At 41.1% G+C, this 14702-nt stretch carries 7 protein-coding genes; 3 read left to right on the top strand and 4 right to left on the bottom strand.

Translation table 11 applies throughout. From position 1 onward, the window contains the following. Positions 1–1260: RHS repeat-associated core domain-containing protein (locus Q0064_RS03735; protein WP_298144498.1), on the top strand; the 1260-nt coding region annotated here is incomplete at its 5' end. A gap of 2 nt (positions 1261–1262) precedes the next feature. Next, positions 1263–1709, top strand: a complete 447-nt coding sequence (locus Q0064_RS03730) for a hypothetical protein (protein WP_298144496.1) — start codon at positions 1263–1265, stop codon at positions 1707–1709. Positions 1710–2005: 296 nt separating this feature from the next. Here the strand turns inward: Q0064_RS03730 and Q0064_RS03725 are convergent, their stop codons facing one another. The 4 genes from Q0064_RS03725 to Q0064_RS03710 form a co-directional block, all read right to left on the bottom strand. Beyond that, the gene (locus tag Q0064_RS03725; RefSeq protein ID WP_298144493.1) at positions 2006–2794 is read right to left on the bottom strand and encodes a hypothetical protein; all 789 of its coding nucleotides are present in this window, start codon (positions 2792–2794) and stop codon (positions 2006–2008) included. Positions 2795–2803: 9 nt separating this feature from the next. Then, positions 2804–3622 (bottom strand): mechanosensitive ion channel domain-containing protein, encoded by an 819-nt coding sequence (locus Q0064_RS03720; protein WP_298144490.1) that lies wholly within the window; start codon positions 3620–3622, stop codon positions 2804–2806. 84 nt (positions 3623–3706) lie between these two features. After that, a complete protein-coding gene (locus tag Q0064_RS03715) occupies positions 3707–5737 on the bottom strand; it encodes a thioredoxin domain-containing protein (protein WP_298144487.1) in 2031 nt (676 codons plus the stop codon). Between the two features lie 20 nt (positions 5738–5757). After that, positions 5758–6663 carry a NifU family protein gene (locus tag Q0064_RS03710; RefSeq protein ID WP_298144484.1) on the bottom strand — a complete coding sequence of 302 codons (906 nt, stop codon included), beginning with the start codon at positions 6661–6663 and terminating at the stop codon, positions 5758–5760. Between the two features lie 129 nt (positions 6664–6792). Here Q0064_RS03710 and Q0064_RS03705 point away from each other — a divergent pair. Further along, positions 6793–14702, top strand: a 7910-nt coding sequence (locus Q0064_RS03705) for a choice-of-anchor L domain-containing protein (RefSeq protein ID WP_298144481.1), incomplete at its 3' end; no start/stop codon positions are given.

Genomic DNA, 14702 nt, shown 5'->3' with positions numbered 1-14702 from the left:
TTTCAAAACAACGGCGGACGCATTCGGTATACTTACGATGCGTTAGGTGTTAAGGTACGTAAAGAGGTTGATGATGTAAACGGAACCACCACCACCGATTATTTGGATGGTTTTCAGTACAAAAACGATGCGTTGCAGTTTTTTCCGACAGCAGAAGGTTATGTAGAGTTTAAAGAACCTGGAAGACTCTTCTACGTATACAACTACACCGACCACCTCGGAAACGTGCGTATGAGCTACACCGATAACGGAGTGGCAGTTCCTAAGATTTTGGAGGAAAACCACTACTACCCGTTTGGCCTAAAGCACGAAAACTACGCCAGTGAGATTTTCGAACGCATTAAAGAAACCAACGGCGAGCTATTTGTGATACAACCTACGGAAAGACGGGAGTGGCAGTATAAGTACAACGGAAAAGAGTGGCAGGATGAGTTGGGGTTGAACTTTTACGATTACGGCGCAAGGAATTACGATGCGGCGATTGGTAGGTGGATGAATGTGGATAATATGGCTGAAAAGTATTACGAATGGTCACCGTTTAACTACGCAATAAATAACCCTGTTAATGTCATTGACCCAGATGGTAATGATATTTATTTGTTAATTTGGTTTTCTAAAAATGGAGAGACAGGACACGCAGGCATTGCCATCGATAACTATAAAACAGTTGTTAAAAAGGACAAGGACGGAAACACTATTTACGACAAAGATGGAAAAGCGCTAACCGAGCAAGTTAAAGACGGGACTTATACTTATTACGATTTATGGCCGAATGAAGCGGTCGGTGATACAGAGCTGCAGGATAATGTTGAGGCAGATTACACAAAAGGAATAAAAATTAATAGCCTTAAAGATTTGATGTCAAAAGACCCTACACAATATAGGAGTGGAAATGTTTCTGCTGAAGGTCGTTCTGCCGATGGAATCGTTAAAATTCCAACTACTTACAGTCAAGATGTAACTGCAAAACAAGTTGCAAGTCGAGATATCAAAAATGATAAAAGTTATAATGGATGTTACAATAATTGCTCAACATATGCGCAAAGGATTATTAACTCAGCTTATCCATCATTAAATGCCTCTCAAACTATTAAGCCTTCTGGCATTTTGAGAACGATTTATGACGATGCGAAAACTGTTGCACCCAACAACCTTTACAATGCGGCACTAAAGATAAAAGGCGCAGCGAATGTTAAAGGGCCTTCAAGTGTTGTAGCAAAACCTTATTTAGAATACTTCGGCAAATCTAATAGGCAATAAATATGAAAAGTATAAATTTGATATGGGCGGTTTTATTTTTGTTTTCTTGCGATAACAAAAAAATTGAATGTATTGACGCTTCTCCATTCGGAAACGTTTTAAAATATATTTCAGCCCAAAATATTGGAGACACGATTGAAGCTAAGAAGTACATAGATATATCGAAGGTATACAGGCGTTTTATTGACTCAAGCAATAGCAGCGCAAATGAATTATGGAAAAATGATTTACTATTTTTCTCACAAATAGGGAAAGACAAAAAATTCACAAACTTTAAGTATTTTGACTACCATTTTTTTCAATCTGTTAAAAGTAATAAAGCAAAGGTGACGTTCGTTGCTTTAAAAAAGGATGCTAAAATTCAGCAAATTGAATATTCCTTAGCCCTCTTAGATGAGAAAAGATGGATTATAGTAGGAATAGAGTTTAAGAAGTTAGAGAAAAAGTAAAGATTTCGATGTCGAAACTTCCAATCACTATGCACTTGGCAACCCTAGGCTCCGTAAAGTGTTTATTTATGCATTATAAATCGCTATTTTATGTCGACTTTGTGGCAAAAAAAATCAATCTGCGAAAACACGTCTCCAAACGCACTCACGCCTAGCCCCGAGTGCAGCGGCAGCCCGGAGTATAAAAAGGCTGTGTGAATTGGGTTAAAAACGGCGACCCAAGAAGCCGGTTATAGCACCATGAACACGCCTTTTTTTACGAGGACTACAGCGGAAGGCGGGAATAGCTACAAAAACTAATTAGCCCACTCAACACCCACGCGTATCGTGACGTTTTGGTTGGGATATGTGATCGTAATAAACTCCGGACGGTCGGTTTCGTAGTTTGAAAAATTGATTTCGCCGTAGTAAGGTGCTTCCATAAAGAAGTCGATCATGCCAATTTCGCCATCTACCTCGCCGGCACCAAAACGCAAAACACTGCTCGGAACAACGTATAAATTTTCGTTTTCGAGATTCCAAAACAAGCTCTGCTGGTTGAGTTGTATCACAGAGAAATACCACTGTCGGTAATTAAAAGCCGATTCGCGGTAGCTGCCGATTTGAATTTTCTGGAAACCAAAACGCAAGTCGGCTTTTGCATCGGTACTTCCCGCCGGAAATTCGGTATCGAGATCGGTGTTGATGCCCGTAAAATTTAGAAGTTCGATCGATTTTAACCTCACCGCATTTCCGCGAACAACATTTACGGTGATCGATTTTTCTCCCAACGCGCCAGCCGCATTTTTGCAACGAATTTTAAGCGTTTGCGTACCCGGCGTTTGAAATGCAAAATAAATATTGGTGTTCGACCCAAATCCGCTTAGGGCGAAACCGCCCGTTTGAAAATTATCGAAAGACGGCCAAACTTCCTTAATTTCCTCAGCTGCGGCTAGGTTTACGGTAAGCAGTTGATCGACGCTAACTGTGGTAGCACTCTGCGTTGCTGTAAATTCGAAAACTTCCGGTTCGGTATTGATTTCGCTCGAACTTTCGGAACAAGCAACAAGAAGTAAACAGCAAATAAAGTTCGTGATTTTTTTCATTTTAGAATTTTAAGCAACCGGATGCAAGGCAATTTCGGCGGCATCGAGTTCGAGTTTGATTTTTTCTAGCGTTTCAGCCGCAATTACGGGATAATCGGTGAATGAAACCCAAGGTCGGACCGCAATTTTTACGTGATCGGCCAAAGCAATTACGTCGACGCGCGGTACAGGATTCGTTAGAATCTTTGGATTTTCGGACAAAATTCTTTCTATTATTTCTTTTACCTTCAGCAAATTAGCGTTATACGAAATGGCAATGCTCAAATCAACACGGCGAATACCGGCTTGCGATAAATTTACAATGGTGCCGTTGCTTAACGCGCCGTTTGGAACATAAATTGTTTGGTTGTTAGCACCGATGATTTTTGTTACAAAGATCTGAATTTCAGAAACTTCGCCGCTAACGTTTTGCGCTTCGATGTAATCGCCTACGCGGAAGGGTTTGAACAGAATAATGAGCATGCCTCCGGCAAAATTCGACAACGAGCCTTGTAAGGATAAACCAACCGCCAAGCCCGCAGCTCCTAAAATGGCTACAAACGATGAGGTTTCGATGCCCAATTTTGAAATGAAGGCAACGAACAGAAAAGCGCGCAAAATCCAGAGAAAAATGTCGGCTAAAAACTTACTTAAGGTGGGGTCGAGTTCGCGTTTGAGCATGATCCGACGGATGAGTCGGTTTACGATTCGAATTAAATACAAACCAACAAAAAGTATGATAAACGCACTGATGAGTTTTGGCGAGTAATCGATGATGATTTGCCAAAGTTTTTCGGTGTATGTGCTAATTTTTTGGGTTTGAACGTCGAGTGAAGATTGCAAAAACATAGCTTTTTTATTTTTCCGCAGCAAAAGTACGGCTTGGTAGTGTTAATTCCGACACGCGTTCACAACTTTCGGTTTGAGGAATCGTTAGCGTTGGTTCGTGGCAAAAAACCAATCTTTTGGCAGCTCGTTGATGCTGGTCACGGGCAAGTCGCAACCAGTAACTGAACAGCTGTAAAGTTTTACTTCATCGCTATATTTTCCTGTTGTTTGCGGAAGTTCAAAATGGGTTGAAGCATAGATGATTTGCACGTCGGCTGCTAAATTTGCGAGAATTTCGAGTTTTGGAGCAAAGTTCGGATTCGAGACAATGACGGCGCGTTGTTGGTTGTAGTTGGCGAGCAAAATAGAAAGCCAGTTGGCATACGCTCCGGGATAATCGATGCGAACGGTAATTGCTTCGAGCATTTTGTTTGCACGATCAAGGTAGCTGTTTTCAGAAAATATAATTCCGAGTCGAAATAAATTTCTACACATCACCGAATTTGACGCATTTATAACGTTGTCTTCGGTTTCGATATGTACCAAAGATTCGCGCGTGGCCGAGGCTTGATATTTGAAGAAAATACCGTTTTTGTGATCAAACTCGCGCAGAACGGTTTGGCAAAGATCGATTGCTTTACGGAGAAAATTCTCGTTTGCCGTTAGCTGGTAGTAATCTAAAAATGCTTCGATAACAAAGGCGTAATCTTCGAGACATCCGTTTATTTCTTGCGTATCTACCCGAAAAACGCGATTTCCAGTTAAGCTATTTTTTTCCAAACCAAAGGCCAGGTCGGTAGCGCGCTGAAGGTAATTTTCGTCGGGGAATGCCGCAGCAGCTTTGCAGTAGGCGCTCAGGAGTTGGGCGTTCCACGAGCTAATTTTCTTGGTATCGGTAACCGGAGCTGATCTCTTTTTTCGTGCCGTTTTCAGCAGGCCCAAGCTGTTTTCAAGTTTTTCTGCGAAGGCACTTTCGTGGAAGTTCAATTTGTGCGCCAGAGAAAGGTCGTCTTCGGTTCGGAATAAAATATAGTGTTCGTCTTCCCAATAGCCGAGTTCATCGATATGAAAAACTTTTGAGAAGAAATCATAGGATTCGCCGAGTACGTCTTGAAGTTCCTGTTTTGTCCAGGTATAGAATGCGCCTTCGGCTGCTGTTCCGGTGGCGTTTAGGCTGTCGGCATCGAGTGCGGCAAAGTACAAACCAGATTCGGATTTTAGATTTTCTTCCAGAAATAGGGTGGTTTGTTTTGCGATGCGTTTAAGAAATGAATCGTTGAATTGTTTGGCTGTTTCTGCGCAAAGCGAAAGGAGTTGAGCATTGTCGTACAACATTTTTTCGAAATGCGGCATATGCCAGCGGTGGTCGACTGAGTAGCGTGAAAACCCGCCGGCTACAGCGTCGTAAATTCCTCCTAATGCCATCCGTTTTATGCTGTATAAGGCGAAATTGCTGTACGTATGTAGCTTGAATTGATTGCCAACTTCTAGAAGTAATTTATAGTTAGAAGGCATCGGAAATTTGGGTGCGCGATCCATGCCGCCCCATTCGTGATCAAAATTGGGTGACCATTTTTCGAGTAGCTTATCAAAGAAAGCTTTTTGATTTTCAGCGTTTGATGGAAATTCGAAAAGCGGTTTTATTTCCAACGGATTTTGAATGGAAAGCAGCGCGTGTTCGAGTTTTTCGGCGTATTCGAAAATGACAGCCGGTTGATTTCGGTACAATTTTGCAAGTTGTTCGAGGCTCTGTGTCCATTCTTCGGTACGGAAGTACGTTCCGCCCCAGATTGGTCGACCGTCGGGCAAGGTAACAACATTTAGTGGCCAGCCGCCGCGTTGCGTCATGAGTTGCACGGCTTTCATGTAAGCGGCGTCAATATCGGGATGTTCCTCACGATCGATTTTCACTGAGATGAAATGTTGGTTCATGAGTGCGGCAACGTTTTCGTTTTCGAAACTTTCGTGTTCCATCACATGACACCAATGACAAGCCGCATAGCCGATGCTAAAAACGATTAGCTTATCGGCTGCGGTAGCTTGATCTAGAATTTTTGGTGACCACGCTTTCCAGTGAATGGGGTTGTTGGCGTGTTGTTTGAGATACACACTTTTTTGTTGGGCGAGCTCGTTCATGCGTATCCGAATGTTGGTAGCTAGGCGTTAATGGCTTCGACTTTTATTTGTTCGTCTTTTAGCATGTCTTTCAACATGTTTTCGATACCGCTTTTCAGGGTAAATGTCGACGATGGGCAGCCGCTGCACGCACCTTGTAAAACAACCTTTACGCGTTTATCTTCTGGGTCGTACGAATCGAAAAGAATATTTCCGCCATCTGCAGCCACTGCTGGTTTTACGTATTCTTCGAGAATATTGATAATTTGCTGCGACGTGGTATCTAGGTTGTCGAAATTGGCGACAGTTTGCTTTTCTGCGACAGCGGTTTTTTTGAAAGTTTCTTCGTTGAGAATAGGTCCGCCGCTTTCCACATAACTTTTGATGAACGTGCGCAGTTCGAGGGTAATTTCGTTCCAGTCGTAACTGCTGTATTTGGTGATCGAGACGTAATTTTCATCGATAAAAACTTCTTTCACGAACGGGAATTTAAAGAGTTCGATAGCTAGAGGTGCTTCTTGGGCTTCGTCGATATTCTTGAACTCTGCCGCTACTTTGGTGAGCAAACGGCTGCAAACGAATTTCAAAACCGCCGGATTAGGTGTGGTTTCACCGTAAACTGTTGCGGGTTTTTTCAATTCGAAAGCTGGTTTTTCGGGCAATTTTACGAGAATTCCTCCGTTATTAATGAAGTCGTTTATTTGTTCAGCGACAGCATCTTTGACATCTTCCCACTCAACAATATTGTAACGTTCAATAGCGATAAAGTTATCTGCGAGAAGAACTGATTTTACAAAAGGAAGGTAAAAAAGCTGTTGGGCTAGGGGAGAGTTTGCGGCTTCATCGATGTTTTTAAACTGATGTTGTCCGCCGGGTATTGTATGTGCTTGCAACTCAAACTTTAAAATTGTTGGGTTTTGAGTTGATTTAATTATAACATTTTCCATAAAAATTGTAGTATTCTGCAAAATTAACAAAGAAACTACGGTTACTTATTTATATTTGGAGATTTAATAAATCTTTAAGGAAAGCTTAAGGTTTTAGATACAGGTATCGACTAACATTTGGGTATCGCTATGAAAAAATTATTACAATTACTTTTATTTTTTGGATTCATACAAGTAGCAGTAGGTCAGCAGGCTGATGTTGTAGTTTCTGTAACGAACAATCAAATTGTGTATGTTCCTGGGACGGAATTAATTTACACAATAACCGTTTCAAATTTTGGACCCAATACGGCCAATGGCGTTGAGGTTATTAGTCCGCTTCCTGCTGGAATCACCGATGGGTATTATTGGGAAGGAAGTAATAATTCTTCGGGTGCAAATTCGCAAGTTTTTGATCGGATTCGAACGTTACCATCAGGACAAACAGTTACCTACTCCCTGTTTATCGATATTCCGTTAACATATACGGGACCACTAACAGTTTCTGCTACGGCAAATAGTGTCGGAGCTCCGGCACTTACTGCACCGCCTTCTCCGGCATTGCCAGCGGTAGCCGATCCGAATTCGAATTCGAACTCAGCTTCTGATACAGACCAGCAAACGGCCGCTGATATCCAATTAACTTTCACTAATAATAGTAACTATTATACGCCTGGTCAGATAAATTCGTACACGGCTACGGTTACAAATCTCGGTCCTACGCCTGCCTTAAATGTGACTATTTTTTGTGATATTCCGAGTTCAATAGCGCAAACTAATTTTACATGGACTGGTTCAAACGGGAGTTCGGGTAATGCTGTTGCTCTATCAAACTCGATTGCTAGTATGGAAGTTGGAGAAACAGTAACGTATACGATAAACGTTGCGGTTCCTGCAGACTATCAAGGTTTGTTGCAACTTAATACCTCCGTGTTTTCTACTTCTACTGATAATATCCTGAGTAATAATAACGTTACCGAATATGATACTAGGGCGCAAGGAGCAGATATTTTGGTTACCAACACCGATAATTCTTCGAACTACTTTGTTGGTACATCTAGTGTTTACACTTTAACAATTCAGAATCTTGGACCTGAAGTAGCTACAAACGTAGACGTTAGCTTCCCAATTCCTGTGGGAATTTCCACTATGAGTTGGACGGGCAATGCTACAAGTGGAACTGGCTCATTAGTTGATGTGATTAGTAGTTTAGCTGTAGGACAGAGTGTGACCTACCAGGTTACGATTGCTGTTCCATTAGATTTCACAGGAGATTTGGTTACATTTTCAAGTGCTTTGGGCGATCAGACGGATTTGAACTTGCAATGCCTTAGTTGCACAGATATCAATACTGCTGGTGCTGATCTAGTAGCGACTATTACTAATAACCAGACTGTTTTCGTTGGTAGTAGTCAATCGACCTATACTGCAGTAATAACAAATTTGGGTCCACAGGATGCGACTAACGTGCAGGTGATTCAAACATTAACTGGCGCAGCGGAAGTAGTTGCGTGGAATTCGAGTACTGATGAAGCTGGAGCAGATTTGATTAATGATACCATTTCACTGTTGCCCGTTGGAGAATCCGTAACCTATACGATTCAAGTTGCAACCTCGGCAAATGCAAGTGCGGCGATAACTAATACCATAGCGGTATCGTCTGATGTTTCAGATCCCAATCCTAATTGTACAGGCTGCAGTGATACAGATACATTAAAAACGGGAGATATACAGCTTTCGGTTGTAAATGCCCCTACTGGCTACATCAGCGGTATTGTTTCTTCAGGAACTTATACCTTAACCGTAACAAATAATTCTGATGTAACTGTTTTCGATATAAATCTATCAACAGTGGTACCTACTGGCATAACTGCTTATTCGTGGACGTCTAGTTTCGGTACCGGAGGGAATGGAGCTATAAATCAGAATATAATTAGTCTTGGTGCTGGAGAAACTGTAACATATCTTATAAACTATACAATTGGTTCAGCAGCTAACGCATCGATTGTTTTTACAGCAAGTTTAGATGTAAATAGTATAGAGGAAAGCAACCTGGTAAACAACAATGCAAATCTTACCATAGTACCGATAAACAATTCAGACGTACAAATCGTGGTGGCAAATAGCCAAAGTACATACACTAGCCCTTCGACAGTTACATACAGTATTGTTGTCAGAAATAATGGTCCGAAAGCCGCAACAGCTATCCAAGTAAATTTTCCAGTTCCGACAGGCACAACCATCACAGCTTGGAGCGGTAACGCTTCTTCTGGTTCAGGGGCAGTAAATAATACTATTGCTGATTTAGCGGTAGGTGCAACTGTAACGTATCTAGTTACAGTTCAAATTCCGGCGGGCTATTCTGGAAATTTAGTTGCTACAGGTACTATAACTTCTACAAGCATAGATCCACAAATTTCAAATAATACGAGTTCGGATGTTGATTTTCCCTCAGCCAGTATCGCGGATGTAGCCGTCACTGTAACCGATGCAGTTTCACTTTTCTCTCCAGGAGATGCTGTTGAGTATCAGGTAGAAGTTTTTAACAATGGACCTCAAGCTGCGACCAACGTAGCCGTTTTAGTTCTAACGCCTTTAGGTTTTGGCACTGTAACTTGGTCGGGCAATGGCACGAATGGAATAAATGCATTGAATGATGTGATTGCAAGTATACCCGTTGGCGGAAGTGTAACTTATACTTATACAGTACAAACGCTAGCAACTTCACCTAGTGTTTTAGCCGTTCAAGCGACAGTCTCTTCTTCATCAATAGATTTAATAACAACAAATAACACATCCTCTGATTTAAATCAGGTAACAGTAAGTGATGTTTCTGTTTCAATTACGGACGGACAAAGCATTTACACAACTGGAGATACGCTTGTATATACCTTAGTGGTTTCAAACTTAAGTGCAATCGCTGCTTCAAACGTTTTAGTTTTATTTCCAGTACCCACTGGTGCCGTTTCGGTATCATGGGTAGGCAATTCAACGTCTGGGAATGGAGCTATAAACAATACAATAACTTCCCTTGCAGCATACAGTTCGGTTACATATACAGTGACTGTTCAGGTAGATCCTGCTTTTACTCAGACTTTCCTTGCAAGCGCGAGTGCAATTTCAAATCAAGGTGATCCTAATTCGCAAAATAACACAGACGCTGATTCAAATGTTACGTCAAACCCACAGTCAGATGTTCAAGTACAAATCACCGATTCTGGAGCAACATACACCCCGGGTTCACCTACAACATTTGATATCGTAGTAACTAACAATGGACCTCAGGCTGCTACAAACATTCAAGTAAATGTACCAACACCAACCAATGCAACAACTGCCAGTTGGTCTGGAAATAGCACTTCGGGGAACGGTAACTTAATCAATACTATTGCAAATTTAGAAGTAGGACAATCGCTCACATATACTTATACAATTCAAACAAGTATTACTGAAACCGCTGATTTAGTAGTTGTTGCAACGGTTTCACCTCAAACGGCAGATAGCAATGCGAGTAACAATTCTATTTCAGATACAAATTCAGCTTTTGTTTCGGATGTTTCTGTAGTTGTTGATAATTCACAAGTTAGATATGTTACTAATTCAAACACCACTTACACGGTAACGGTCACAAACAATGGTCCGCTAACGGCGACAAATATTCAAGTTAATTTTCCAGCGCCAACGGGTACTTCAACGGTCTCTTGGACTGGTAACGCTGCATCAGGCAGTTCAAATTTATCAGATACTATCGTTTCATTGGCAGCTGGCGCAACGGTTATATACACGGTTACTATAAATGTACCCACAGCTTTTGTATCCCCGTCTTTAGTCGCAACCGCGACAGTTTCGTCTTTTTCAAGTGATCTAAATTCATCTAACAATTCAAATTCTGATGTTGATTTAAGGAATTTAGGATTTGCAGACGTTGAAGTTTCGATTGTTGACAACAGAACATTTTATAGTCCAAACGGTACTGTCACGTATACGGTTCAGGTAACAAACAATGGTATGCAACAGGCAACAGGAATTACCGTGAATGTTCCTTTACCAGCTGGAATAACAGTTGGAAATTGGAGCGGAAATGGGGCTAATGGCAACGGAGCTTTAAATAATTTGATATCTGCTTTACAAGTTGGAGAAACGATTTTCTATACATACACAATAACTACACCTGTAATTGGAGTAAATAATATAGTTTTAAACGCAGCTGTAACATCGGAGTCTACAGACAATAATAATTTAAATAACGTTGCTTCAGATACGAATACTCCACCACTTGCGGATATTTCCATTTCAGTGATTCCGCCATCAAATCCAATCATTGGACAAACGTGCGAGTTTGTTGTTGTTGTTACAAATAATGGACCTCAATCGGCGTCTTCAATTCCTGTAAATTTCACTAATCCTGTCGGGGGAACTTTAGTACGTATTTTAAATGTTGCAACGGGTGCACAAACAACAATTCCGGGGCAATTAAATATACCTGTCTTGGGAGCTGGTTCGAGCATTACATATATTGTAACAGCACTTGTATCTGCTAATAATTCTGGTTCAATTTCCTATTCTGCTACAGTAGGTGCGCCCTTGCTTGGACTTGATTCCGTGTTGGGCAATAATAGTTCAGCAGCTTCTGCAGTAACATTGCCAGCTGGCTTTACAAACGACATCTCAGTTGTTATTTACGACTTTACGTCGAATTTTATTCCGGGGCAACCTTTAACCTATCAAGTAACAGTTCAAAATGTGGGACTAAATGCTGTCAACCAAGTTCAGCTAGCTAGTAATTTACCTCAAGGTATTACCACGGGAAGTTGGACGGGCAATAGTACTTCGGGGACAGGTGCGCTTAATAATACGATAACAAACTTAGCCGCGGGTCAATCGATTACCTATACGTTTACAATTCAAGTTCCTGCAAATTTTTCACAAACAACCAATTTGGTTTACACCGTAAATGTTTCTACAGCTACCGATGATAACCCAGCGAATAACAATGCTACTGATGTCAATATTCCTCGGCCTTTTGCTGATTTATCGATTTTAAAAACAGATAATAAAACAACATTTGCAGAAACGCGTTTTGTTGACGATAAAATCGGAGATGCAGTGCCTGGCTTTACGATTACAGAATTTAATGAATACACAATTACTGTCATTAATAATGGGCCATCAGATGCGGTCAATATCTCTGTAATTGATTTATTGCCCGCTAATCCAATCTCAACTAATACACAAATAGTTTCTTCTGATATGACTTGGACCGGTCCGAATGGAACCTCGGGTACGGGAACCATGATTAGTAATTTACCTGTATTGGCTGCTGGTGGCGTTGCCGTTTACACCATTAAAGTGCGGATTCCTGCAAACTATAATATCAATACAACTAGTAATTTTACCAACACAGCATCTGTAGTTAGCGATACGCAGGATGGTAACATTTCCAATAATATAAGTACCGACGTTAATACGCCAGCATCGAGATTTATTTTGGTTGAGAATGATCCAATAAAGTATTCAGCGAATGGTCAGTTAAGTGGTCTCGCAGAGGGTTTTGTTCAGAACGTTTTAGTCCGGTCTAATTGTGCAGAAACGAGTAACTGGCAGTTGTCAAGCGGTCCAAATCCTTTGAATTACTCTGTTGGTTATTTTAATAGAAGAAATTCAGACTTTCCGATAAAAGACGGTATCGTTTTGGTTTGCGGTAATGCTATGGATCCTAATGGTGCGGCAGGACCAAACGCTGCTATTGTAGATGGAGGAGTTTGGGCTGGCGACACTGATTTTAACCCCGGTTTTATGGTTCCGCCAGTTGGTATACCCGCAAATACGACCTTTGATGCAGCCTTTCTTAAATTTAATTTTGTGCCGTCGACAGATAAGCTAAAGTTCAATTTTGTTTTCGCTTCGGAGGAATATAGTCAGAACAATTTTGAGTGTACTTATTCCGATGTATTTGCATTTATTTTAACGGACCTTACCGCTGGAGGACAGCCTAAAAATCTCGCAGTCATTCCAAATACGACTATACCTGTAAAAGTAACCACTATCCACTTACCGGGTTGCGATGGAGGCCAGAATCCACAGTGGTTTGGAAGATACAACTTTAGTCCAACAGATGCGAATATTGCAGCGAATGCGGCTATTAACTTTAATGGTCAAACGCGTATTATGCAGGCGCAAGGCGAGGTTATACCTGGACACCAGTATTCCATCAAACTGGTAATAGCAAACCAAGCAGATTCTAATTTGGCATCAGCAGTATTTATTGAGGGAGGAAGTTTTGATTTTGAGGCCCAAGTTCAAGATCCCGACGGATTGTCTGATTTGTCGGCAGCGGTAAATCCAGTTTGTAATGCCGAGTCAAGGTTATTGAGCTATGGAGATACACCATTCCCAAATGCTTCTTATAGTTGGTTAAAAAATGGAGTAAAGATTGAAGGCGCTAATACATATCAACTTGAAGTTTCTGAAAGCGGTGTATACACAGGTGTAATTACCTATACTTCGGGTTGTAAGAAAAGCGATGATATCGTAGTGGATTTTCTATCTCCACTTCCTACTCTAGAACCAAAAGATGTGACTTTGTGCTCCTTGGCAGGGTCAACCGCAACATTTAACATGGAGCAAAATGCATATATCTTAAATGGTTTAAATCCACTCAACTATGATATTTCTTATGCATTAGATTTGCAATCGGCAATAGACTTTGGACCAAACTTAATTAACAATCCGACTAATTTTCAGGTTCCAGTAGCCGAATTGCCAAAATCTATTTGGGTAAAAGTTTTTGATCAAAACTCATCAACCGCTTGTGCTAAATACAGCGAAATAATATTAGATGCTTTTATTCCTAGTGGCAGTATTTCATACAATGATCCCACAGGTTGTGCTGATACGCCTACTTTTTCACAAGTCACTATGAGTGCAGACCTAGAACCTGGAGGAATTTTCTCTGCTACTCCAGCTGGATTGTCTATAAATCCAGGTACTGGTGAAATTGATTTCGAAAACAGTTTTGCCTCTACTACACCTTATCAAGTTATTTATACTGTTATTAAAGGAGATTGTCCTCCTTATGTTACTGCTCCAGTTGAAGTGACTGTTGGAACATGTTGTGCAACAACAGTTCCGGCGGATTTTAGTACTTGTTATCAAGAGCCCATATCAATAGTTGCTAATAGTGACAAGCCAGCGGCAACGTTTTCTTGGGAAGGACCAGACGGTTTCACAGCTACAGGTTCAGCAATTACCGATAATAGAATTCTATCTCCAGGGGAATATACTTATACTGCAACCGCTTCGGTAAACGGGATTCCGTGTGATCCCGATTCAATCGTCGTAACTGTACTTCCAGAAGTTATAGCTCAAATAGTACCTAACAATTTTACGGTCTGTTTAGGAAGTAATACTGCCGTACAGTTCCAAGGATTAGCAGGAGCAACCATAACATACAATGTTGACGGTGGTCCAGATCAAACAGCTGTTTTAGATTCCAGCGGACTGTTTGAAATAAGCTTCACTAATGTAACTACTCCTTTTACTGTTAACTTGACCAAAGTTGAATTAATTACTTCGATAGTTTGTTCTCTTCTTGGAACACCGATTTTAGATACCGTTACAGTTTCAACTGGTGCACCAACTGCTACAATCGGTTCTCCTAATCCAGTTTGTGAGGGCAGTACTGGAACAGTCTTAGTTTCTGCAACTCCAAATACGACTGTTAATTATGAGTATCAGAATTTATTTAGCACTCAAAATGGATCGGTAACAATTGATAGTAGTGGGCAAGGAATCATTTCACTGTTTAATTTAACTTCTAATACTACAGTTAACTTGTTGAGCGTTGCAACATCCGACACTCCGCCTTGTACGGCTACTATCACGGGTCAATCTGCCGTTATCGTTGTTAATCCAACGCCAGTGGTTACACAGTTTCCCGCGAGCAATAACAATGTTTGTGCAGGCGATCCGTTTAACTTACTAATTTCGGGTACTGCCAACGCTACGGTTACACTTTCGGATGGTACTTCTTCAACTCCTGTACTTTTGGATGCAGCAGG

This window comes from Flavobacterium sp. (genome assembly GCF_027490375.1).
In the GTDB taxonomy this organism is placed as follows: Bacteria; Bacteroidota; Bacteroidia; order Flavobacteriales; family Flavobacteriaceae; genus Flavobacterium.
This window is presented reverse-complemented; position numbering and strand designations above follow the sequence as displayed.

Excerpts from the sequence above, each read along its gene's own strand:
- Q0064_RS03730 (WP_298144496.1), top strand. The coding sequence starts at position 1,263 with ATGAAAAGTATAAATTTGATATGGGCGGTTTTATTTTTGTTTTCTTGC.
- Q0064_RS03725 (WP_298144493.1), bottom strand. The coding sequence starts at position 2,794 with ATGAAAAAAATCACGAACTTTATTTGCTGTTTACTTCTTGTTGCTTGT.
- Q0064_RS03720 (WP_298144490.1), bottom strand. The coding sequence starts at position 3,622 with ATGTTTTTGCAATCTTCACTCGACGTTCAAACCCAAAAAATTAGCACA.
- Q0064_RS03715 (WP_298144487.1), bottom strand. The coding sequence starts at position 5,737 with ATGAACGAGCTCGCCCAACAAAAAAGTGTGTATCTCAAACAACACGCC.
- Q0064_RS03710 (WP_298144484.1), bottom strand. The coding sequence starts at position 6,663 with ATGGAAAATGTTATAATTAAATCAACTCAAAACCCAACAATTTTAAAG.